Origin of the sequence: Aestuariimicrobium sp. G57 (assembly GCF_050110855.1) — a bacterium.
Taxonomy (GTDB): Bacteria; Actinomycetota; Actinomycetes; order Propionibacteriales; family Propionibacteriaceae; genus Aestuariimicrobium.
Genome location: NZ_JBNINW010000008.1, coordinates 59,968 through 82,003, shown reverse-complemented (window position 1 = coordinate 82,003; position 22,036 = coordinate 59,968). Strand labels below are relative to the sequence as shown.

The following is a 22,036-nucleotide window of genomic DNA, read 5'->3' as shown; positions in this document are numbered from 1 at the left end:
CCGGCCGTGGCTAAGGGCAGCACCATCACCCTCGACGTCGTCGCCGAGGTCAAGAAGGCCACCGCCGGCATCAGCGACGTCAACAAGAACCTCGGCGCCTTGCAGCAGACCGCGGCATCGGGTGCCTCAGTGTTCAAGGGTGCCCTCGCCGCCGACGCGTTCACCGGCGCCGCCCAGATCATCAAGGGCGCCGTCGGCGACGCGTGGGGCGCCATCAACGAGCAACAAGGGCTAGCGGCCCAGACCACCGCCGCGCTCACGTCGACCGGCAACGCCGCCGGCGTCAGCGTCCAGGGCATCCGCGACCTCTCTGACGCCATCGAGGCCAAGTCAAAACTCGACGCCGAGGCAATTCACAACGGCTCCAACCTGCTGTTGACGTTCACCAACATCAAGAACGAGGCCGGCGCCGGCAACGACATCTTCAACCAAACCACCCAGATCATGGCCGACATGGCTACCGCCATGGGCAGCGACCCCAAGGCCGCGGCCATGCAGCTCGGCAAGGCACTCAACGACCCCATCAAGGGCGTCGGCGCGCTGGGCAAGGTAGGCGTCACGTTCACCGACCAGCAAAAGGCGCAGATCAAGGCCATGCAAGAAGCCGGCGACACCGCCGGCGCTCAAAAGGTCATCCTCGCCGAACTCAACAAAGAGTTCGGCGGCTCGGCCGCGGCCGCCGGCGCCACGTTCGGGGGCGCAATGCACCGCGTCAAGGCCGCCATCGACGGCGTCGTTGAGAACGGCCTCAAGGCCGCCATGCCCACCATCCAGGCCGTCGCCGAGTGGTTCGCCACCCGACTGCCCGGCGCCGTCGACACCCTCGGCGAACGCTTCGGCCAGATCAACCGCCACCTCGAGCCGGTCAAGGCCGCCCTCGCCGCGGTCATCGGGTTCATGCGCGACAACCCCGAGGTCGTCAAGGCGTTCGCCATCACCATCGGCGTCCTCGCCGCGGCCGTCGGCGTCGTCACGGCCGTCCAGTGGCTCTGGAACGCAGCCATGACCGCCAACCCCATCGGCCTCATCATCGTCGGCATCGCCGCACTCGTCGCCGGCATCGTCTACCTCGTCAAGAACTGGGACAAGGTCAAGGCCAAGACCGCCGAGGTATGGGAGGCCGTCAAGCGCTCGACCGGAAACGCCATCGACGCCGTGGTCGGATTCTTCCGCGGCCTGCCCGACCGCGCCCTCGGCGCCCTCGCCGCCCTCGGCCGGCTCATCGCCGGCGCCGCGGTGGCCGCGTTCACCGCGTTCACCGGCGCCGTCTCCCGAGGTGTCAGCGACGCCGTCAGCCACGTCGCCGGCCTACCAGGACGCGCCCGCGCCGGCCTCAACGGCCTCGGCAACCAACTCAGCGGCGCCGCCTCGGCCGCGTTCGGCGCCCTACGTAGCGCAGTGTCGGCCGGCATAGACCGCGCCCTCGGCGTCGTGCGCGGGTTCCCCGCGCTGGCCCGCGCCGGCCTCAAGGTCGACCTGTGGGCCATCGGCTCAGAGATCATCGGCTCACTGTGGCGCGGCATCCTCGCCAAGTGGGAAGACGTCAAGGCCACCGTCGGCGGCATGGGAAAGTGGATCAAAGACAACAAGGGTCCCATCGAGGCCGACCGCAAGCTACTCACCGACGAGGGCGTCGCCATCATGTGGGGTCTCAACCGCGGCATCCTGTCCGGCGTGCCGGGCCTGTTGCGCACCCTCGACCAGGTCACCGGCCTCATCGCCGGCACCGACGCCAGCATCACCGCTCGCCTCGGCGTCGCCACTGTCGGCGCCCGCAGCCTTGCCGCGCCGGTCACGTTCAATGTCAACGTTCCACCCTCGGCCGACCCTGCCAGCATCGGCCGGGCCATCGTCGACCTCATCCGCGAGTTTGAACGGCTCACCGGCCAAAAGCTGTTGGCGGTCTAGATGCTCACCGTTTCCATCCTCGGCCGCGCCCCCGGCGCCTATTTCACCCTCGACAAGTCCGGCCTCGACTCCGCCGCAGACCTGTTGTGGAACGACCCCAACGCGTTCGTCCTCGACCAATCGCGGTTGGACTACGCCGCCCTCTACAACATGCCCGAACCACTGCCGCAGTGGTGGGACTTCGACGGCTCCATCACCAACATCACCGTCAGCGTCGGCCACGTCGGCGCCGGCCTCACCCAGGCCACCCGGCCGGGCACCGCCACCATCACCCTCAAGAACGACGCGCTACCCACCCGCTATCCCGACATCCGCCCCGGCGCCACCATCAAGATCACCGACGGCAACAGTTGGAACGTGTTCCATGGCCGCGTCGAGAACGTTCGCGTGAGCCATGACAAGGTGAGCGCCGACTACTGGGTCACCATCACCGCGGCCGACGTCGTCAAGCAGCTCCAGCAGTTGCCCGCCTACCGCACGCCGGCACATGGCCCATGGTTCTACCGCGACCTCGTCAACGACGTCGTCGACGCCGCCGGCGAGGTCGCGCGGTTCATGCCCTCCGGTATCTACCCCAACCTCGCCGACTACGGCAGCGCCCTCACCCCGGCCGACCACCTCGACCTCATCGCCAACTCCCTCGGCGCCCGGTGGTTCCCCAGCTACCGCCTCGCCGGCCTTGGCGGCGGCTCGGTCAGCTTCAAACCCAAGGCCGACGAGCCGTGGATCACCTACACCGACGACGGCCGCGAGACCGGCACCTCGGCTACCTCGACGGCCATGGTGGGCGCCGTCCTCGACTGGGACACCACCGCCATCCTCAACGAGGTCACCATCACCAACCGACGGCCACGCACCGGCGACCCCAACGACGACCCCACCACCACCACGACCACCCGCAACGAGACCAGCGCGGCCACGTTCGGGCCGCGCCGCGGCGAAGCCGTCACCGCCCTCAACAGCCCCGACGACGTCGCGGCATTGGCCGACCGCATCCTCAACGCCGGCCAACTCACCCAGGACATCACCGCCATCACCGTCACCGACGCACACCTCAACATCGTCAACCCCGGCGACACCCTCCGAGTCGTCCACCGCGGCCTCACCCGCGACCGGCAGGTCGTCGGCATCGACCACGTCATCACTCCGCACCCTCGCCGCGGCCTCGAGGTCCGCAGTACCTACCAGCTCCGCAACCCTCTCTAAGGAAAGGCGCCCACCCCCATGCCCAAGACTTTCACTGTCGGCCAAGTCCTCAGCGCCAGCGACGTCAACAACGAACTCAACCCATGGACCGCGCCGCACCTCATCGCCGCGGCCCACGCCCAGACGCTCAACGCCACCATCAGCGCCTCGCGCTATGTCGACGTCGCCATCACGTTCCCGGCCGGCCGGTTCACCGCCAACCCTCTCGTCTTCGCCACGTTGCTCGGCAGCGCCGGCGACGTCTCGGCCACCGTGCGCGGGTGGTCGACCTCGACCACCGCCGGCATGATTCGCGCCGCCATCCCCGCCACCGGAACCACCACCGTCGTCGTCCAGGTGTTGGCGATCCAGATGACCCAGACGAGCGCCACCTCGTGACCCCCGAACTCATCAGCGCCCTCGCCGGCGGCATCGCCATCATCATCGGCGCCCTCGCCGCCGGCCTCGTCAGCCTCAAAAAGGCCGAGGCCGAATCCCGCCGGCTCGCCACCAACGTCGGCGCCCTCGGCCGCCAGCTTGACCAAGTCCGCGACGAACTCAGCCCCAACCACGGCTCGAGCACCCGCGACGCCATCAACCGCACCGAGGCGCACGCCACCTCTCAGACGACCATCCTCGGCAACCTCGGCCAGGACGTGAGCGCATTGCGCGCCGAGGTCGCTGGCCTCGTCGCCGACGTCGGCACCATCCGCGGCGACATCGGCGTCCTCGCCCAGGTCGACGCCGACGACCGCCGACGCGAGGGTCAGGAACACGCCCGCCTATGGCAGGCCGTCAACCGCCGGCCTGGCCGGTGGCCGTTCAGGAAAGGAACCACCCCATGACCGCACAACTCATCACCGACCTCGACGGGTGGCAGTTCGTCGGCTGTTCCTGCCTCGCGGCGTGGTGGCCGGCCGTCCAACGCGCCGCGGTGGCCCGCGGCCTCGTGCACCGCAAGCTCGACGTCACCCAGGGCTGTTACTCCGACAGTGGCGTCGCGGCCTCGGCCGCCACCCACGACGGGGGTGGCGTCCTCGACATCGCCCAGCGCGGGGGCGCCATTGACGACCTGCTCGAGGAGGCCGGCGCAGCAGCGTTCGAGCGCGACGCCCGCGACGGAATGCCGCCCCACACCCACCTCGTGCTCATCGGGTGCCCGCACCTCGACCCCAGCGCCGCCGCCCAGGTGGCCGCATGGAAGGCCGGCCGCAACGGCCTCGCCAACAACGCCCTCGACCGGGACCGCACCCGGCCGGCGACCATCCGCACATGGCGCGCCGGCCTCGCGTGGCTCAATGCCCAACTCGCCACCCTCGAGGTGGCCGCCGACCCCGACACCATCCACATCAAGGAGCTGGACACCATGACCCCCACCCAACTCAAGGCACTCATCACCGAGGCCGTCGACGCCTACGTCAACAGCCCCAAGGGCAAGGCCGCCATCGCCCGCGCCGCGTGGCAGGGTGGCACGTTCGGCGACGTGGTCGGCGACGGCCGCGGCGACGACCCCATCACGATCCTCAAGGGCACCCTCGAGGCAGCCAAGCAGACCAGGAGCAACGCATGAGCAACAAGTACCTCACCCCGGCCGTCCGCCGGTGGGCCTACCGCGTCACCGGCGCCGGCCTCGGCGTCGCCGCGGTCTACGGCGTCCTCAACGGCAACGAGGGCGCGGCGTGGCTGTTGCTCGCCTCGGCGCTGTTCGGCGTCGCCGACGCCAACGTCACCCCGCCGCCGGCCTCGAGCTAGGCCGCGTGGTTGGCCGCGGCCCGTAGCGACTCGTCGCTCAGCGCCACATAGCCGCGGGTCGTCTCCGGCCTCGCGTGGCCGAGCAACTGTTGGGTCGCCAGTAGGTCACGGCTACCCGCGTACACCCTCGAGGCGTACCGGTGGCGCAGTTGGTGCGGGGTGACCCCCGCCGGCAATACCCGACCCATCAGTCGCCCTGTCCAGGCCGGCGAGAGGTGGCCGGCGTCGTTGCCGGGGAACAACCACCCCGGCGGCCGGCGCCGGATGACATCGGCCAGCCACCCCGGCAGCGGCACCAGCCGCCACCGGCCGCCCTTGCCATGGACCCGCAGCACCCAGCCGCCCATACCCTCAACCATGTCCTCACGCCGCGCCGCGGCGACCTCGGCGCGGCGTAGGCCGGCGTGGGCGGCCAAGGCCACCATCATCCTCACCCGTTCATCGCGTGTCGTCGCCAGAGCGTCGGCGACGACGTCCTCAGCCGCCGGCCTCGGCAGGTGATGGGCAGGCATCGCCGGCAACAGCCCGGCCGTCGGGTCATGCTCGAGACGCCCCGTGCGCACCGCCCAGCCGTAGAACGTCGACAACGCCGCGCGATGGCTCCGGCGCGTCTCCAACGCCCACGACTCACGCCCGACCCATTCGGCGACGTCGTCAGCGGTTACGCTCGCCGGCCCGGCGCGGTGGTCACGGGCGAAACGCCCGAGTTGGTGTCTGCGCAACTCGAGCGTTGAGGGTGGCCGGCCGGCGGCACGCAGCGCGGCCAACCATTGCTCTATAAGGGGATTCCAGTGCATGGCCGCCATCCTGCCGAACTCAGGCAGCAACTAAACCAGCGGGTTCCGGGTTCGAGTCCCGGGCGGCGTACTGAAGAAGGCCCCTCCATCACGGAGGGGCCTTCTGCATGTGCCGGGGTAGTGCCTCGTCCGGGGTTAACCCTTCAGGCCACCGGCCAACAGGCCGCGGACGAAGTAGCGCTGCAGCGCCAGGAACACCACGACCGGCACGATCATCGAGATGAACGCACCCGCCGAGAGCAGGTGCCACTGGCTGCCACGGGTGCCCGACAGTTCTGCCACGCGCACCGTCAGCGGGGCCACGTCCTGGGTGCCGCCCAGGAAGATCAGCGCCACCAGCAGGTCGTTCCAGACCCACAGGAACTGGAAGATGCCGAAGCTCGCCAGCGCGGGGGTGAGCAGCGGCAGGATGATCCGGAAGAAGATCTGGGTGTGGCCGGCGCCGTCGACGCGGGCCGCCTCCATGAGCTCACCGGGCAGATCCTTCATGAAGTTGTGCAGCAGGAACGTCGCCAGCGGCAATGCGAACACGCCGTGGGCGAGCCAGACCCGCCAGTAGCCGTCGACGCCGGTGTCGATGAACAGGCTCAGCAGCGGGATCAGCGCCACCTGCAGCGGCACCACCTGCAACGCGAACACGCCCACGAACAGGACATCACGTCCGGGGAACTTGATCCAGGCGAACGCGTATGACGCGATCGAGGCGAGCAGCAGCGGGATCGTCACCGCCGGGATCGTGATGACGATCGAGTTCACGAAATAGTCGACCAGGCTCGTGGACGACCCGAACATGGCCTCCTGGTAGTTCTTCGTCGTGAACCACGGCTTGACGAAGGCATGCCACCACCCGGTCTGCTGGATGTCGCGCTGCGTGCGGAACGAGGTGATGAACAGGCCGAGCGTCGGGATCGTCCACAACACCGCGATGACGATCGCCACCAACGACGCCCAGGGCGAGCTGACGGCCTTGGCGGCATTGCCTGCGGCCGACTTGCGCTTGCGCGCCAGGGGCGACCCGTTCGACGTCGTGGCCAGCGCGCCCTTGTCCGACACGTCCTCGCTGGGCAGCGTTGCGTCGGGGTTGATCACAGGTTGGGCCATGTCACGACCTCCTCAGCTGGATGACGTTGTAGACCACGATCGGGATGACCATGATGAACAGCAGCACCGCCAGCGCGGCACCGATGCCTGCCTGGTTGTAGCGGAACGCGTTGTTGTAGAACTCGTTGGCGACGACCGAGGTGCCGAACTGGCCGCCGGTCATGGTGCGCACGATGTCGAAGATCTTCAGCGTCGCGATGGCGATGGTGGTCAGCACGACGACCATCGAGCCGCGAATGCTCGGCAGCGTGATGAACCGGAACAGGTTCCATGAGCTGGTGCCGTCGATCTTGGCCGCCTCGATGACGTCGTCCGGGATCGCCTTGATCGCCGCCGACAGCACCGTCATCGCGAACCCGGCCTGGATCCAGACCATCACGATGATCAGCCAGAAGGTGTTCCAGGGGCGCTCGAGCATGAACTGCACCGGCTCGATCCCCAGTCCGTCGAGCACGGCATTGAAGATGCCGATCTGGTCGGATCCCTCGGGCCGGTAGTCATAGACGAACTTCCAGATGATCGAGGCGCCGACCATCGAGATCGCCATCGGCAGAAAGACCAAGGCCTTGGCGAAGGCCTCCCCCCGGGTGCGGTCGACGAGCACCGCGTAGGTCAGCCCGACCACGGTCGACAGCAGCGGCACCAGCACGGTCCACGCGACGGTGTTGCCCAGCACCAACTGCATGTCGGGAGCGGTGAAGATGTGGGCGTAGTTGCTGAAGCTGAATCCCTCGTCGCCCTGCGGACCGCCGAAACTCTGCCGGATCGTGAGCAGGCCGGGCCACAACAGGCCGACAGCCAGCATCACCAGCACCGGCAGCACGAACCAGTAGCCCTGCAGGGCCTCGGTGTACTTGGTGCGTCCCTGGCTGATCAGGTGCCCGACGAACATCACCAGGGCCACGACGGCGGCGAAGGCGACGAGTGCGATCAGCATGGGGACGAACTTGGATGCGAGATCCATGTATCCCTCCTCACGAGCGGCCGCGGTGGGCGCCTGGCCCACCACGGCCGCTCGACTCAGTGTTGGACAGGGGTCACTTGGGCCAGGAGTCCTCGATCATCTTCAGCTGCGATGCGGTGTCGGCGCCGGTGATCCAGTTGGTCATGCCCTTCCAGAAGGTGCCCGAGCCGACCGCACCGGGCATCAGGTCGGACCCGTCGAAGCGGAACACGGCCTTGGGGTCGGCCAGGGTCTGGGCCGACAGCTTGTCGATGGGCGAGACCAGGTTGTTGGCGTCGAGGCCCTTGTTGGCCGAGACCCAGCCACCACCGGGGGTCGCCTTGGCCTTGGCATTGGCCCAGTCGGCCGAGCTCAGGTAGGTCTGGAAGGCCTTGACCTCGGGACGGTCGCTGAACGCGGCCACGAACTCGCCGCCGCCCAGCACGGGCTTGCCCTTCGACTCGTCGACGGTGGGCAGGTAGAACGCGAAGACGTCGCCGTCCTCGGCCACCTTGGTGCCCGCCGGCCAGTTGGCGGCGTAGAACGACGCCTGGCGGTGCATGTAGCACTTCTTCTGCAGGATCGGCTGGCCGCCGTCCTGGAAGGTGGTGGTGGCGATCGACTTCACGTCACCGAAGCCACCGTTGACGTACTTCGGGTCCTTGAGGATGGCACCGACCTTGTCGAGGGCCTCGGCAACGGTCGGGTCGTTGAACGGGATCTCGTGCTTGACCCACTTGTCGTAGTTTTCCGGCGACGAGGTGCGCATCAGCACATCCTCGAGCCAGTCAGTGCCGGGCCAGCCCGTGGCATCGCCCGAGCCGAACCCTGCGCACCACGGCTTGGCGGCCGGGTCATCAGCGGCGATCTTCGCGGTGAGGGTCATCAGTTCGTCCCAGGTCTTGGGCACTTCGTAGCCCTTGTCCTTGAACATCTGCGGCGAGTACCACACGAACGACTTCACGTTGGCGCCCAGGGGCGCAGCGTAGAACTTGCCGTCGACCGAGCCGTACTCCTTCCAGGACTTCTCCCAGTTCTTGTCGACGTTGGCAGCTGTCTCGGCAGGCGCCTCGACGACCTTGCCCGTCTCTTTCACCAGGGTCTGCAGCAGTCCGGGTTGGGGCACGTAGGCGATGTCCGGGGCGTTGCCGCCCTTGACGCGCACGAGCAGCTGGGCCTCGAACTCCTTCGAGCCCTCATAGACGATCTTGGCGCCGGTGCAGTCTTCGAACGGCTTGTAGGAGTCGATGTGTGACTGGTCTTCGGGGGCGACGATCGAGGTGTAGACCTTGACCTCTTTGCCCTTGATGTCACCGAAGGCCTTGTAGGGCTCGCAGTCGATGGTGCCCGCGCTGGCGGCGGTCGTCTGCGAGCCGGTGCCGTTGTCGGCGGTGTCGGCACAGCTGGCAAGGGTGAATGCAAGGAGGGTTGCGCCGATGACGGCGGCAACCTTGCGTGTGCGACGCATGTGTACCACTCCGTTCCTGGCGCTCGTCGTCGAGCGCCTGATTGCTGGTTTCCCAAGGGCCACTCTTCCACCAACATGCGTGCAAGTCTTGAACGCTGCTGTTGCAAATCGGTAACGATGGCAACCTCTCGCTCCCCGTGGTGAATTCCCCGTCTGACATGGGATTTCACCCCCGATTTCCGGCCGCGCCCACGAGCGCGCGAGAATCGCCCCATGGGGACTGAAGCGCTCGCGCTCGGGCTGGGCCTCGACGAAGCGATGCGCATCGCTGAGACCTGCGAGGCCGACGTCGTCGTCAGCGCCGCCGAGGCGGCACCGCCCGAAGCCGCCGGCGTGCTCGGGCTCAGCCATGTGCGGTTGAGCGGCGGTGTCGCCGTGGTGATGGCGAACGACCCGAGCGGGGGCCTGTGGAACCGCGCCATCGGCCTGGGGTTGACCGAACCCATCACCGATGCCCTCATCGGCGAGGTCGTCCGGCTCTACCGCTCGGCGGGTGCCCCGATGGCCAAGCTGCAACTGGCCCCCGCACTGCTGCCACCCGACTGGGACGATATCTGCGCACGGCACCGCCTCTGGGCGGACGAGCCGTGGCTCAAGCTCATGCGCCGCCTCGACCAACCCATCGGACCGGCAGGCTCAGACCTGCGGATCGACACCCTGCCCGACGAACTCGAACAGTCCTGGGGACACACCATGCTGGCCGGCTTCGGGTTTCCCGATGACGACCACCTGCGGGCGATGTTCGTGGGCAGGTCGCCGGGCCTGCACCGGTTCGCTGCCTGGTCGGGGGACGACCTCGTCGCCGGGGCGGGCCTGCTCGTGCTCGGCGACGTCGCGTCGTTCACGGGTGCTGCCACCCTGCCGGGCGCGCGCGGGCACGGCGCCCAGTCGGTGTTCACCCGGCTGCGCCTCGAGACGGCGCGGGCCGCGGGGTGCCGATGGGCATGCATCGAGACGGCTGCGCCCCGCGAGGGCGTGGCCAACCCGTCGCTGCACAACACGTTGCGCGCGGGATTCGTGCCACTCTACGAACGCCCGAACTGGGTCTGGCGCAACGACCAGTGATCAGCCTTCGAGGGCCCTCTGCGCCTTTTTGGCGATCGACTTCTTGCGGGAGGTGCCCAGTGCGCGCACGCTCAGCAGCAGCACCACGACCCCGGCGACGGCGGCCCCCACGGCGAGCACCCGGTCGAGCCGCCAGCCGGCCTCGTCCTTGATGGTGGCCTTCGCCGAGTTGATCTCTGCCTGCGCGAAGCTGCGTGCCTGCCCGACGGCGCGGTCCTTCACCGTGGTCGGGTGCACCTCTTCGACGAGCTGTTCGACATTGGCCGAGAACCTCGCCCGGGCAGCGGCGATGTCGCGCCGGATCTGCTCGGCGCTGCGGGTGTCCTTCGGCTTCTGCTTCTCGGCCATTGCTCCTCCGGCGGTGTTCGGGTGCTGCGGTGTTCGTGTGCCAGCTTCAACATGGTGAGCCTATAGGGTTTGCCACATGAGCACCCGTCTTGAGGCCGGATCGTCCGCCCCCGAATTCACCCTGCCCGACGCCGAGGGCAACGAGGTCAGCCTCGCTGACTTCCCGGGGCAGCGGGTCATCGTCTACTTCTACCCCGCGGCGCTGACCCCGGGGTGCACCACCCAGGCGGTCGACTTCTCGACCAGCCTGAGCGACCTCGCCAAGGCCGGCTACACCGTGCTCGGCATCTCGCCGGACACCGTCGAGAAGCTCGCGAAGTTCGCTGAGAAGGAATCCCTGGGCTTCCCGCTGCTGAGTGATCCCGGCAAGCAGGTCATCCAGGCCTACGACGCCTGGGGCACCCGCAAGCTGTACGGCAAGGACATCACGGGCGTGCTGCGTTCGACGTTCGTCATCACCGTGGACGAACAGGGCGCGGGCACTGTCGAACTGGCGCAGTACAACGTCAAGGCCACAGGGCACGTCGACCGGCTGCGGCGCGAGCTCGGCATCTGAGCCCGTCCACTACGATGGCGGATGCGCCGAAGTGGTGGAATTGGTAGACACGCAGGATTTAGGTTCCTGTGCCCCCTGGGTGTGAGGGTTCGAGTCCCTTCTTCGGCACGGCGGGCCCGTGAAGCATTTTCCTCACGTGCCCCTCTCGAATTTGCCAACCCCGGTAAGGCATGCCTAACCCGCCGGAGTAGCGTGCCGTGCATGAGCGCAGAACCGGGCTCCCCCTGTCAGCACTGCACCGACCTGCAGGCCTGCCGCGCCGGCACGGATGGCGTGGTCACCTGCGTCGTGCGCGATGCGCACAACGCCGCGGCGGTGCGTCGGTTGGCCGAGCTCGGGCTTCGTCCGGGAGCGAGTGTGGTCGCCGGTCGCCAGACCCCCGGCGGCGGACGCGTGGTCGGCGTCGCCGACGCCTGGCTCGCGCTGGATGCCGCCACCCTGCGCATCGTGCACCTGGCGCCGGCCCATGCCTGAGACCGCGCCGGCTCCCAGGGCCACGGCCCCCTGCTGCCACGACGACCACCTGCAGGTAGCGCCGCAGGGCGCCCCCGTCATCGCGCTGGCCGGCTCGCCCAACGTCGGCAAGTCCACCCTGTTCAACGCGCTCACCGGCGCCCGGCGCACGATGGGCAACTGGCCCGGCACCAGCGTCGAGATCGGCCGCGGTGCCTGGACGGGCAGGCGCACGTATGACCTGATCGACCTGCCTGGCGCCTACTCGCTCGACTCGGCCTCGCCGGACGAGGTGCTGACCCGCCAACTGCTGGTCGATGTGCCCGCCCCCGAATGCCCCGACCTGGTGGTGGTCACCGCGGATGCGGCGCACCTGGCCCGCAGCCTCTACCTGGTCGCCCAACTGCGCGAGACCACCGGACGGCTCGTCGTCGTGCTCACCATGTCGGACGTCGCCGAGCGACGTGGCATCAGCATCGACAGCGATGTGCTCGCCGAGCACCTGGGCGTGCCGGTGGTGGCCGTCGACCCGCGTCGCCGCGCAGGGCTTGCCCGCCTCGACGAGGCCATCGACGCGCACCTCGACACCGGCCCCACCCCGGCCCGCGTCGTCCCCGACACCTTGGGGCTGGCCGCGGACGACGCGGAGTTCGCGCTGGCGGACGACCGCTTCGCGTGGATCGAACGGGCCACCGGGGCAGCCACCACCCGCACCGAGGCCACAGCAGTGAAATGGTCGGAGCGCCTCGACCGCATTGCCCTGCACCGGTTGTGGGGGCCGCTGCTGTTCCTCGCCGTGATGTGGGGCGTCTTCCAGGTGACCACCACCGTCGCCGCTCCCCTGCAGGACGGGCTCGACCAACTCGTCGCCGGCCCGCTCAGCGACGGCACCGCCGCGCTGCTCGCCAGCACGGGTATGGACCACCCCGTCGTGACCGGGCTGCTCGTCGACGGGCTGATCGCCGGCGTCGGCATGGTGCTCACCTTCGTGCCGCTGATGGCGCTGATGTTCGTACTGCTGGCCCTGCTCGAAGACTCGGGCTACATGGCCCGCGCCGCGGTCATCACCGACCGGATGATGCGCATGATCGGCCTGCCCGGCAAGGCGTTCCTGCCGCTGATCGTGGGCTTCGGCTGCAATGTGCCGGCCATCAGCGCCACGCGGGTGCTGGGCAACCGGCGCCAGCGCATCCTGACTGCGCTGCTGGTGCCCTTCACCAGCTGCTCGGCCCGGCTCACGGTGTTCGTGCTGGTCGCGTCGGTGTTCTTCCCCGACCATGCCGGCACCGTGGTGTTCACGATGTACCTGGTCTCGATCGCGCTGGTGGTCGGCACCGGTCTGCTGCTGCGCACCACCCTGTGGCGGACGATGGGCGCCGAACCACTGATCATGGACCTGCCGCCCTACCAGCGCCCCACCCCGCGGCTGATCGGCATCGCCACCTGGACCAGGCTCAAGGGCTTCCTGCGCACCGCCACCGGCATCATCGTGGTTACCGTGGTCGCCGTCTGGACGCTGCAGGCCATCCCCGTCACCGGTGGGGGCAGCTTCGCCCAGACCCCCGTGCAGGATTCCGCCTATGCCGCCGCGGCCAAGGCGATAGCGCCCGTCTTCGAGCCTGCGGGCTTCGGCAACTGGCAGACCACCGGTGCGCTGGTGACGGGCTTCATCGCCAAGGAAACGTTGGTCTCGTCGTGGGCGCAGACCTATGCCGTGCCCGACCCGGGCGCCACCGGCAACGACACGGCACTGGGTGCGCAGATCAGGCGTGCGTTCGAGCAGTCCTCGGGCGGGCACACGTTGCCTGCGGTGTGGGCGTTCATGGTCTTCCTGCTCGCCTATACCCCCTGCGTGGCCACCATCGCGGCCCAGCGTCGCGAGATCGGCGTGAAGTGGACGATCCTGGGCGTGGGCATGCAGTTGACGCTCGCCTGGGTGCTGGCGGTCGCCATCTTCCAGGTGGGCAGGCTGTTCTGGTGACCGGGCCCAGCTCACCAGGACCGCTGTCGCTCGTGCAGCGGGCCATCGCCGATGGCGCCCGGTCACGGGCAGACGTGGTGGCCCGCACGCACCTGGACGCCTCGGTCGTCGATGCCAGCCTCGACCACCTGGTCCGGCTCAACCGGCTGGTCCCCGAGGCACTGGGTTCGGGCTGCCCGTCAGGGGGCTGTGGTGCCTGCCCCAGCGGGCGCAGCGACAACACACCGGGCTGCGGCCCCGTGCTGCTGAAGTTGTCGCGACGTCCCTAGCTCGCGACCAGTTGGCCGGCCAGGCTGCGACCCCACGCCCGCGCGGCCTCGGCGTCGACCTCGTCGCGGGCCTCACCCTTGCTGGCGCCACGCAGCACGAGCCGGGTGAACCAGCCCACCTTGGCGGGCACGAACCGCCCGGCGAATGTCTGCTGTGCCGAGACCTCGCCCACCTTCGCCGCCGCCGTCTTGTTGTACCCCAGCGCGACATCGCGCTTGCCGGGGTCGGCCGCGGTCATGCAGACGTTGAACAGGGCGACCGGACGACCGTCGAACTCCCCCGCATGCTGGCCGAGCCAGCTGAGCGCCTCGCCCTGCCAGGCACCGTTCTGGATGCCCGAGCCGATCACGAACGCATCGACTTCGTCGGTCGGCACTTCATAGGCCGGGCCGATCCCCGGGCGCTGGAACTGCTCCACCTCGACGTGGTGCCCGGACTCCCGGATTCCCTCGGCGATCGCTTCGGCGATGTCCTTCGTCGACCCCGCCCGCGTTGCATACGCCACCAGCACATTTGCCATGGCTCACACGTTAGGGCGTGGGCATTTGCCCATTTGCAGGGGGGTGGGTGAACTCTCAACGACCCGAATTGGTATGGGGGTCAGACCCGCGCCAAGGTCTCGATGTCGGCCTCGAACTCGCTGGCCACCTGCGTCGACACGGTCGTCCGGGTCACCCCGATCGCGGCACGGTAGTCCTCGGTGCTGGGGCCACCCGGCTCGATGCGGCCGCTGTCCCCGGCCCGGGTGACCGCGCGCTCGAGTGCCCGTTGCGACGCGGCCCTGGCCGCGAACTCGATGTCGGCCGGCGAGAAGCCCTCGGTACGACGGACCAGTTCGTCGAGGTCGACCGACTGCTGACTCGCTGGCGGCACGAGGCCGGCCCAGATTGCCGAGCGTGCCTGCGCGTCGGGCAGTCCGATGGGGATGACGTAGTCGAAGCGGCCATGGCGCAGGAATGCCTGGTCGAGGCCACGGATGAAGTTGGTGGCGCAGATCAGCAGCCGCCCGGGCCGGTCGCGGAAGGCGGGGATGATCTTGAGCAGTTCGTTGGTGACGCCCTGGGTGGGCGACGGCGGTTCACCACCGCGGTGCGAGGCAATCTCTTCGACCTCGTCGATGAACACCACGACATGTTCCAGGGCCTCGACCTGGTCGAACGTCTCGCGCAGTTCGCCCGCCAGCCCGCGCTCGCTCGCCGCCAGCCGCGACGGGAAGATCTCGACGAAGGGCCACTCCAGTCGGCTCGCGATCGCCTTGGCGAACGTCGTCTTGCCGGTGCCGGGCGGGCCGAACAGCACGATGGCACGCGGCGGCACGACGCCGAAGCCCTCGGCGAGTTCCGGCGAGGCCAGGGGCAGCACCAGCCGGCGTTCCAGGATGTCCTTCTCGTGCTGCATGCCGCCGATCCGCTGCCAGCGGTCGCGCGACAGCACCCGGCCGCCGAGTTCGCGCAGGATGCGGATCTCGTCGGCCTTGACCGGGATGTCCCGCTCGAAGAAGCGCAGGTTGCGCTTGTCGGCGAAACCGGCCTTGAGCAGTGCACCGACGTGTTCCTGTTCATCGGGCACCAGGATCGAGATGCGCTGCAGCCCCAACGGTGCCAGCCGCTGCTCGAGTGCGGCGAGCAAGCTGTTGGCCACGCCGCGTCGGCGCCAGCCCTCGTCGGTGGCGATGAAGACGACCCAGCCCTGGTCATGCGCCGGTCGTCCGACGACGACACCCACCACCTCGTCACCGGCCACGGCCACCACGGCGACGTCCTGCTGGGCCGAGGCGATGACCTCGCTCAGTGCATAGACGGGCTGGGTGCCGGTCGCGAGGTGCTGGTTCCACAGCGCGAGCAGCGCGTCGAGGTCGCCGGGCTGGAAGTCGCGGATTCGCCATGCAGACATGACCGCAGCCTAATCACCATGTGATATTTCTCACACGCTGTCCGGTGGCTGGTCAGCCGGCATCGGCAGCGGCCCCACCGGGTGCAACTGCGGGTCGTCGACGGCGAAGCTGCGCACCGGTCCCGATGGCACGTCACGGGTCTCGAACCGTACCGTCACCCGGCCCAGCCCGGTGCCCCACACCCAGCCGCGGCCAAGCTCGTCATGCTCGACATCGGCGCCCGGCCAGTAGCTCTCGCCGCGCCGCCTGCCAAAGGGCCCGTCCCCGAACGCGTCCCCCGAGTCCGCCGCAGCCGACGACTCGGTGCCCGCCCCGTCGCCGTCGCCCTCGACCAGGAACAACTCCTCCTGGGCGGCTGCCACGAAGCCCGACACCCCCACGCCCAGCAGCCGGATGCCGCGGTTCACGTCCACCTGGGCGAGCAGTGACCGGGCCACCTGCGCCACCCGGTGCGGCTCGTCGGTGGCGCCCTGCAGCGTGCGCGAACGCGTCCAGGTGGTGAAATCACCGAAGCGCACCTTGATCTGGATTGTGCGGGCAAACTGGCCGTGCTTGCGCAGCCGCTGGCACACATGGGCGGCGTCGGCATCGAGTTTGGCCTCGAGCCAGGCCCGGTCGGTGGCGTCGTACTCGAACGTGGTTTCCTGCGAGATCGACTTGGCGTCCCGCTGCCCCTCGACCGGACGATCATCGCGGCCCCAGGCCAACTCGTACAGCTCTGCACCCCACGAGCTGCCCACCTCGCGGACCAGCTCGGACAACGACGCCTGCTGCACGTCGGCCACCGTCCGCAGCCCCAGCAGCGCCAGCTTGTCGTGGGTGACCGGTCCCACCCCGGGGATCGCCCGCACCGACAGCGGTGCCAGGGTCGTGGCCTCCTGGCCGGCCGGCACCACCCGCACACCGTCGGGCTTGGCCAGCTCGCTGGCGACCTTGGCCATCAACTTGCTGGTGCCGATGCCCACCGATGCGGTCAGCCCCAGAGTGCGCTGGGAAAGCTCTGCCCGCAGCTCCTCGGCAAACTCCACCAGCCCGTCGACCGAGTCCACCGGCGCCGCGGTGTGCTCGAGGTCGACGAATGCCTCGTCCAGACTCAGGGCCTGCACGCGCGGCGACAGTTCGCCCAGCAGTGCCATGACGATGCGGCTCGACTGCCAGTAGGCCTCGAACCGGCCGCCCAGGAATGCCGCATGGGGCGCCAACCGGTGCGCCTCACCGGCCGACATGGCCGAGCGCACCCCGAACACCCGGGCTTCGTACGAGGCGGTCGAGACGACGCCGCGACGGCCGATGCCCCCCACGACGACCGGCTTGCCGCGCAACGAGGGTTTGTCGCGCTGCTCGACCGCGGCGAAGAAGGCGTCGAGGTCGAGGTGCAGGATGGACGGCGCCCGCCTCACACCGGCTCAGACGAGGTGGCGGACCCAGCCCTGGAACAGGTAGATCGGGTTGCCCGCCGCATCGACGCGCTCCTCAACCTTCTGCAGGCCGGCCTCCTGGGCGATCTCGATCGACTTCACGTTGCGCGGGCGGATCATCGCGCGCACCCGGGCCTCACGGTCGACCAGGCGCACCTGCTGCAGGGCCGCCATGACCATTTCGGGGGTGTAGCCGTTGCCCTGCATCTCGGGCACGAGCTGGTAGTCCAGGCTCCACACGTGGTCGCCATTCTCCAGCTCCTTGCGGCGCAGGCCGCCGATGCCGATGAAGGCATCATCCGCGGTGCGCCGGATCGTCCACTGGTCGAGGGACCAGGCATCCCAGCTGGCGGCGCGCCGGCCCAGGCGCTCCACTGCCTCGGCCTCGTCCCGGACGACCAGTTCGGGGCTCTGCGCAGCCACGTCGGGGTGCTGGGCCAGGGCCAGCCACTCGCCGGCATCGGCGGGGGTGGCCGGCACCAGCGTCAGCCGCTCGGTGAACGTGCGCGGCACGTACTTCACGTAGTCGTGGGTCTCGTGCTGCTCGCGGCGCACCTCGAGCCACTTGCCCAGGTCGATCTCGGGAAAGTGGACGCTGCCCTCGGGCGAGGTCTTCACGACGGTGATGTCGAGCGCGTTCGCCTTGTCCATGGTCTGGGCATAGATCTCGCCGCCGCCGGCGATATAGGTGATGTCCTTGGGCAGCGAGCCACGCGCGGTGCGGGCCATGTGCAGTGCCTCGTCGACGCCGTGGGCGACCAGCACGCGGGTGCGCCCGATCGGCTTGGGGGCCTCGAAGTCCTGCTGGCGGGTGACCACGACGGTGGTGCGGTTCGGCAGGGGGCGGCCGATCGACTCATAGGTCGAGCGGCCCATCACAACGAAGTTGCCGGTCGTCAGCGAGCGGAACCGGTCCCAGTCCTCGGGAATGCTCCACGGGATGTCCAGGCCGTCCCCGATGACCCCGTTCTGTGCCACGGCGGCGATGGTGACAATCTGCATGGCGTGCGTATCCCCCTGAGAGCGGTCGAACAAATCTGACGTGTGACGATTCTGCCCTACCCGGGCCCCTCAGACGGCAATGGGCGCCTTGATGGTCGGGTGCGGGTCATAGCCCTCGACCACGATGTCATCGAGGGTGAACGCGTCGATGTCGGTGATGGTCGGGTTGAGCAGCAGCCGCGGCAGCGGACGAGGCTCACGAGCCAGCTGGGTGTGCACCTGCTCGGTGTGGTTGGCATAGATGTGGGCATCACCCAGCGTGTGCACCAGGTCGCCGACCTCGAACCCGCAGACCTGGGCGACCATGTGGGTGAGCAACGCATAGGACGCGATGTTGAACGGCACCCCGAGGAAGATGTCGGCCGAGCGCTGGTAGACCTGACAGCTCAGCCGACCCTCGGCCACGTAGAACTGGAACAGCACGTGGCACGGCGGCAGCGCCATCTCGTCGAGTTGGGCCACGTTCCACGCCGAGATGATGTGGCGGCGCGAGTCGGGGTTGGCCTTCAGCTGGTCGACCAGCTTGTTGACCTGGTCGACATGGCGGCCGTCGGGCGTCGGCCAGGATCGCCACTGGTAGCCGTAGATCGGCCCCAACTCGCCCTGCTCATCGGCCCACTCGTCCCAGATCGTGACGTTGTGCTCGTGCAGCCAGGCCACATTGGTTTCACCGCGCAGGAACCACAGCAGTTCGGCGAAGACCGAGCGGGTGTGCACCTTCTTGGTGGTGAGCAGTGGGAACCCCTCGGCGAGGTTGAACCGCATCTGGTGGCCGAACACGCTGCGCGTGCCCACGCCGGTGCGGTCCGACTTCACGACGCCCTCGTCGAGCACCCGCTGCACCAGGTCGAGGTATTGCTTCATGTGGTCTGCTCCCCTGTATTGCCTGTCCTGCTCGACATTGCTGCCAACATCTTCGCGACCGCCCGCGCACGGTGCGACTGGGCGTCCTTCTCTTCCGGGCTGAGCTCTGCGCTGGTGCGGTCATCACCGTCGGGCACGAAGATCGGGTCATAGCCGAACCCGTTGGTGCCACGCGGTGCCGTGGCGAGCGTGCCCGGCCAGATGCCCTCGGTGGTGAACTCGGTGCCGTCGGGGTCGACGTGGGCCATGACGCAGACGAACCGGGCCCGTCGGGCCGGGGCGGGCACGTCGTCGACCTGGGCCAGCAGCAGGTCCAGGTTGCGCTGGTCGTCCTGCTCGGCGCCGGCCCAGCGGGCCGAGCGCACCCCGGGCATGCCACCCAGCACCTCGACCTCGATGCCGGAATCATCGGCCAGCGCGGTCAGGCCCGTCCAGGCTGCCGCGGCGCGGGCCTTGATCAGGGCATTCTCGGCGAAAGTGCGTCCGGTCTCGGCAGGGGGCGTGGACTCGGGGAAGTCGGCGAGGCTGACCACCTCGATCGGCAGCCCGGCCGCGGCGACCAGCCGCTGCAGTTCGGCGAGCTTGGCCCGGTTGTGGCTGGCCAGCACCACCTTGCCGGGCAGGTAGCGCGCGTTCTCGGTGCCCGGGAACGGCGGCACGTCGGGCAGCGGGGGGCGGATCACAGCGCCTTCTTCGCGGGCAGGGCCCCCGCCAGCGCGGCCTGCTGCAGCGCCTTCAGGTCAGCGCAACCCTTCAGGCCCAGGTCGAGCAGCTGGTCGAGTTCGGCCCGATTGAACGGCACACCCTCGGCGGTGCCCTGCACCTCGATGAAGTCACCCGACCCGGCCACCACGATGTTCATGTCGGTCTCTGCGCGCGAGTCCTCGTCATAGGGCAGGTCGAGCACAGGGGTCCCGTCGACGATGCCGACCGAGACCGCGGCCACCGAGTCCTTGAGCGGCTCACCTACCAGCAGCTTGCGTTCCCGCAGCCACGAGACGGCGTCGGCCAGCGCCACATAGGCGCCGGTGATCGAGGCGGTGCGGGTGCCACCGTCGGCCTGCAGCACGTCGCAGTCGAGGACGATGGTGTTCTCGCCGAGCGCCTTGTAGTCGATGACGGCGCGCAGTGAGCGGCCGACGAGGCGGCTGATCTCGTGGGTGCGCCCGCCAATGCGGCCCCTGTGGGATTCGCGGTCGGACCGGTCATGGGTGGCGCGCGGCAGCATGGCGTACTCAGCGGTCACCCAGCCCAGGCCACTGCCCTTGCGCCAGCGCGGCACGCCCTCGGTGACGCTGGCCGCCACGAGCACGCGCGTCCTGCCGTATTCGACGAGCACCGAACCCTCGGCGTGGTCGAGCCAGCCCCGGGTGATGCGCACGTCACGCAATTGGTCGGCCGCACGGCCGTCGGCGCGCGTCATCAGCGCGGGCAGGTGCAGCGGTCGGCAGGCTTCACGTCGCGCAGGGCGTCCTCGATGTGTTCACCGCAGCCCTGCCAGGTCGGCTTGCCGCAGGTGTTGCACGAGACCTTCTTGCACATGGTTGTCCTCCACAGTGTTGCTTGCTTGGCTGTGTTGCTTGGTTGGCTGTGTCCCCAGCCTAGCCGTGTGCCCGCGGGATGCGGCCCACGTGGATCGTCTCGGCCGTGTGCACGAACTGGCCCAGCAGCCGTTGCGAGATGCCGGCGAACCGGTCGGCGTCGCCCGTGATCATGAACAACCGGTTCGACCCACCCAGGTCATGGGTGGTCAGTCCGCGGTCGTTGAGCACCCGCCAGGTTTCCTGCGCGGCCTCGGACGCGCTCGAGACCAGGTTGACCTTTTCGCCCATCACATAGCTGATCACGCCACGCAGCAACGGGTAGTGCGTGCAGCCCAGGATCAACGTGTCACAGCCGGCGGCCTGGATCGGCTTGAGGTATTCACGGGCCACCGACAACACCTCGGGTCCGGCGGTGATGCCCGCCTCGACGAACTCGACGAACCGTGGGCAGGCCGAGGTGGTCACGCCCACCCCCGGCGATGCCGCCAGCGCATCCTCATAGGCCATCGAGTTGGCGGTGGCCTCGGTGCAGATCACCCCGACCCGGCCGTTGCGGGTGACGGCAGCGGCGCGGCGCGCGGCGGGCAGCACCACCTCGATGATGGGCACGTCATAGCGTTCGCGGGCATCACGCAACACAGCCGCCGAGGCGGTGTTGCATGCGATCACCAGCGCCTTGACGCCATGATTGACGAGCTTGTCGAGGCATTCGAGCGCGAACTGGCGCACCTGGGCGATGGGCCGGGGTCCGTACGGCGCCCGCGCGGTGTCACCCACATAGACGATGTCCTCGTGCGGCAGCACGTCGGCGATCTGGCGGGCGACGGTCAGCCCACCGAAACCCGAGTCGAAGACACCGATGGGGGCATTCAGTTCAGACAGGGACGGACTCACTCGGGCGCCATCACAGACTCCAGCAGCGATTCGAGCATCCAGCCCAGCCAGCCGTAATAGGTGTAGAGCCACGCCCGCGGGTCTTCATCGGGACGCTGCGCCGCCTCGTGATTGCTGACCTCGTCACTGATGCCGAGCACCACCGACAGCGCCAGGCGCAGGTTGTTCAGCGTCTTGAGCCAGGCATCGATGTGGTCCGGGGCGATGCGGGTGGTGCCGCCGCGCAGCGAATCGAGGTCGTCGAGCACCGTGCAGGCATCGGCGATCTTGGCCGATCGCTGCGCCGCCTCGGTGAACCGGGCGAAATCGCTGGCCGCCTCGGGGTCGTCGGGGTACGCGCTGGGGAACATCCGCTCGGTGATGGGGTCACGCTCGTCGTCAGGCAGGTCGTCCTCGATGCCGGGCTGGGTGCCGAAGCTGCGCTCCCACATGGCAAAGGGGTCGTCGCCGTCATCTGGTTCGGCCTGTTCGACGGCACCGTCGTCCAGCAGGTCGAGCAGTTCGTTCACGCTACGGGTGAACAACTCCAGCTCGGTGTTGTCGAGGTGCAGCAGGATCTTCCCGCGTGAGCGGGTGAATCGACTCATCCGGCG

Annotated in this window: 25 protein-coding genes and 1 tRNA gene; 12 read left to right on the top strand and 14 right to left on the bottom strand. The window is 68.8% G+C overall.

Annotated features, from left to right (window positions below):
• Nucleotides 1-6 precede the first annotated feature (6 nt).
• The 6 genes from ACQCX5_RS14380 to ACQCX5_RS14355 are packed head-to-tail and all read left to right on the top strand — an operon-like array spanning nucleotide 7 to nucleotide 4,845.
• The gene (locus tag ACQCX5_RS14380; protein ID WP_434542728.1) at nucleotides 7-1,908 is read left to right on the top strand and encodes a hypothetical protein; all 1,902 of its coding nucleotides are present in this window, start codon (nucleotides 7-9) and stop codon (nucleotides 1,906-1,908) included.
• Nucleotides 1,909-3,114 (top strand): hypothetical protein, encoded by a 1,206-nt coding sequence (locus ACQCX5_RS14375; RefSeq protein ID WP_434542727.1) that lies wholly within the window; start codon nucleotides 1,909-1,911, stop codon nucleotides 3,112-3,114.
• An 18-nt stretch (nucleotides 3,115-3,132) separates the two neighbouring features.
• Entirely contained in the window at nucleotides 3,133-3,492 is a 360-nt protein-coding gene (locus tag ACQCX5_RS14370) for a hypothetical protein (RefSeq protein ID WP_434542726.1), read from the top strand.
• On the top strand, nucleotides 3,489-3,938 hold the full coding sequence (locus tag ACQCX5_RS14365) for a hypothetical protein (protein ID WP_434542725.1): 450 nt from the start codon (nucleotides 3,489-3,491) through the stop codon (nucleotides 3,936-3,938). Before ACQCX5_RS14370 ends, ACQCX5_RS14365 begins: the two co-directional genes overlap by 4 nt.
• Entirely contained in the window at nucleotides 3,935-4,663 is a 729-nt protein-coding gene (locus ACQCX5_RS14360; RefSeq protein ID WP_434542724.1) for a hypothetical protein, read from the top strand. Before ACQCX5_RS14365 ends, ACQCX5_RS14360 begins: the two co-directional genes overlap by 4 nt.
• A complete protein-coding gene (locus ACQCX5_RS14355) occupies nucleotides 4,660-4,845 on the top strand; it encodes a hypothetical protein (protein WP_434542723.1) in 186 nt (61 codons plus the stop codon). Before ACQCX5_RS14360 ends, ACQCX5_RS14355 begins: the two co-directional genes overlap by 4 nt.
• Here ACQCX5_RS14355 and ACQCX5_RS14350 read toward each other — a convergent pair.
• The 4 genes from ACQCX5_RS14350 to ACQCX5_RS14335 all read right to left on the bottom strand — a co-directional run bounded on the left by ACQCX5_RS14350 (nucleotide 4,842) and on the right by ACQCX5_RS14335 (nucleotide 9,154).
• Nucleotides 4,842-5,642 carry a tyrosine-type recombinase/integrase gene (locus tag ACQCX5_RS14350; protein WP_434542722.1) on the bottom strand — a complete coding sequence of 267 codons (801 nt, stop codon included), beginning with the start codon at nucleotides 5,640-5,642 and terminating at the stop codon, nucleotides 4,842-4,844. The genes ACQCX5_RS14355 and ACQCX5_RS14350 overlap by 4 nt on opposite strands.
• Nucleotides 5,643-5,777: 135 nt before the next feature.
• A complete protein-coding gene (locus ACQCX5_RS14345) occupies nucleotides 5,778-6,743 on the bottom strand; it encodes a carbohydrate ABC transporter permease (RefSeq protein WP_434542721.1) in 966 nt (321 codons plus the stop codon).
• A 1-nt stretch (nucleotide 6,744) separates the two neighbouring features.
• A complete protein-coding gene (locus ACQCX5_RS14340; RefSeq protein WP_434542720.1) occupies nucleotides 6,745-7,707 on the bottom strand; it encodes a carbohydrate ABC transporter permease in 963 nt (320 codons plus the stop codon).
• A gap of 73 nt (nucleotides 7,708-7,780) precedes the next feature.
• Nucleotides 7,781-9,154: an ABC transporter substrate-binding protein gene (locus tag ACQCX5_RS14335; RefSeq protein WP_434542719.1), complete on the bottom strand. Its 1,374-nt coding sequence runs from the start codon at nucleotides 9,152-9,154 to the stop codon at nucleotides 7,781-7,783.
• A gap of 213 nt (nucleotides 9,155-9,367) precedes the next feature.
• Between ACQCX5_RS14335 and ACQCX5_RS14330 the strand changes: the two genes are divergently transcribed.
• Entirely contained in the window at nucleotides 9,368-10,219 is an 852-nt protein-coding gene (locus tag ACQCX5_RS14330; RefSeq protein ID WP_434542718.1) for a GNAT family N-acetyltransferase, read from the top strand.
• On the opposite strand, the gene ACQCX5_RS14325 is transcribed toward ACQCX5_RS14330, so the two are convergent.
• Nucleotides 10,220-10,567 (bottom strand): DUF3618 domain-containing protein, encoded by a 348-nt coding sequence (locus tag ACQCX5_RS14325; protein WP_434542717.1) that lies wholly within the window; start codon nucleotides 10,565-10,567, stop codon nucleotides 10,220-10,222.
• Between the two features lie 76 nt (nucleotides 10,568-10,643).
• Here ACQCX5_RS14325 and bcp point away from each other — a divergent pair, with 76 nt between their 5' ends.
• The 5 genes from bcp to ACQCX5_RS14300 all read left to right on the top strand — a co-directional run bounded on the left by bcp (nucleotide 10,644) and on the right by ACQCX5_RS14300 (nucleotide 13,826).
• Nucleotides 10,644-11,123, top strand: a complete 480-nt coding sequence (gene bcp / locus ACQCX5_RS14320) for a thioredoxin-dependent thiol peroxidase (protein WP_434542716.1) — start codon at nucleotides 10,644-10,646, stop codon at nucleotides 11,121-11,123.
• Between the two features lie 25 nt (nucleotides 11,124-11,148).
• Nucleotides 11,149-11,231: transfer RNA gene (locus tag ACQCX5_RS14315), tRNA-Leu, on the top strand.
• Nucleotides 11,232-11,324: 93 nt separating this feature from the next.
• Nucleotides 11,325-11,597 (top strand): FeoA domain-containing protein, encoded by a 273-nt coding sequence (locus tag ACQCX5_RS14310; RefSeq protein ID WP_434542715.1) that lies wholly within the window; start codon nucleotides 11,325-11,327, stop codon nucleotides 11,595-11,597.
• Nucleotides 11,590-13,557, top strand: a complete 1,968-nt coding sequence (gene feoB / locus ACQCX5_RS14305) for a ferrous iron transport protein B (protein WP_434542714.1) — start codon at nucleotides 11,590-11,592, stop codon at nucleotides 13,555-13,557. Before ACQCX5_RS14310 ends, feoB begins: the two co-directional genes overlap by 8 nt.
• Entirely contained in the window at nucleotides 13,554-13,826 is a 273-nt protein-coding gene (locus tag ACQCX5_RS14300) for a hypothetical protein (protein ID WP_434542713.1), read from the top strand. The genes feoB and ACQCX5_RS14300 overlap by 4 nt, the downstream gene beginning before the upstream one ends.
• Here the strand turns inward: ACQCX5_RS14300 and ACQCX5_RS14295 are convergent.
• From ACQCX5_RS14295 to ACQCX5_RS14255, 9 genes are all read right to left on the bottom strand, one after another.
• Nucleotides 13,823-14,347 carry a flavodoxin domain-containing protein gene (locus ACQCX5_RS14295; RefSeq protein WP_434542712.1) on the bottom strand — a complete coding sequence of 175 codons (525 nt, stop codon included), beginning with the start codon at nucleotides 14,345-14,347 and terminating at the stop codon, nucleotides 13,823-13,825. The two genes, ACQCX5_RS14300 and ACQCX5_RS14295, sit on opposite strands and share 4 nt — an antisense overlap.
• A gap of 80 nt (nucleotides 14,348-14,427) precedes the next feature.
• Nucleotides 14,428-15,720 carry an ATP-binding protein gene (locus ACQCX5_RS14290; RefSeq protein ID WP_434542711.1) on the bottom strand — a complete coding sequence of 431 codons (1,293 nt, stop codon included), beginning with the start codon at nucleotides 15,718-15,720 and terminating at the stop codon, nucleotides 14,428-14,430.
• Between the two features lie 30 nt (nucleotides 15,721-15,750).
• On the bottom strand, nucleotides 15,751-17,121 hold the full coding sequence (locus tag ACQCX5_RS14285; protein WP_434542710.1) for a DNA polymerase IV: 1,371 nt from the start codon (nucleotides 17,119-17,121) through the stop codon (nucleotides 15,751-15,753).
• Between the two features lie 6 nt (nucleotides 17,122-17,127).
• Entirely contained in the window at nucleotides 17,128-18,141 is a 1,014-nt protein-coding gene (locus tag ACQCX5_RS14280; protein ID WP_434542709.1) for a dihydrofolate reductase, read from the bottom strand.
• 69 nt (nucleotides 18,142-18,210) lie between these two features.
• Entirely contained in the window at nucleotides 18,211-19,005 is a 795-nt protein-coding gene (locus ACQCX5_RS14275) for a thymidylate synthase (RefSeq protein ID WP_434542708.1), read from the bottom strand.
• On the bottom strand, nucleotides 19,002-19,628 hold the full coding sequence (gene rdgB / locus ACQCX5_RS14270) for an RdgB/HAM1 family non-canonical purine NTP pyrophosphatase (protein WP_434542750.1): 627 nt from the start codon (nucleotides 19,626-19,628) through the stop codon (nucleotides 19,002-19,004). The genes ACQCX5_RS14275 and rdgB overlap by 4 nt, the downstream gene beginning before the upstream one ends.
• A 56-nt stretch (nucleotides 19,629-19,684) precedes the next feature.
• Nucleotides 19,685-20,428, bottom strand: a complete 744-nt coding sequence (gene rph / locus ACQCX5_RS14265) for a ribonuclease PH (RefSeq protein ID WP_434542707.1) — start codon at nucleotides 20,426-20,428, stop codon at nucleotides 19,685-19,687.
• Between the two features lie 178 nt (nucleotides 20,429-20,606).
• The gene (gene murI, locus ACQCX5_RS14260; RefSeq protein WP_434542706.1) at nucleotides 20,607-21,443 is read right to left on the bottom strand and encodes a glutamate racemase; all 837 of its coding nucleotides are present in this window, start codon (nucleotides 21,441-21,443) and stop codon (nucleotides 20,607-20,609) included.
• A complete protein-coding gene (locus ACQCX5_RS14255) occupies nucleotides 21,440-22,030 on the bottom strand; it encodes a DUF2017 domain-containing protein (protein ID WP_434542705.1) in 591 nt (196 codons plus the stop codon). Before ACQCX5_RS14255 ends, murI begins: the two co-directional genes overlap by 4 nt.
• Nucleotides 22,031-22,036: the final 6 nt, after the last annotated feature.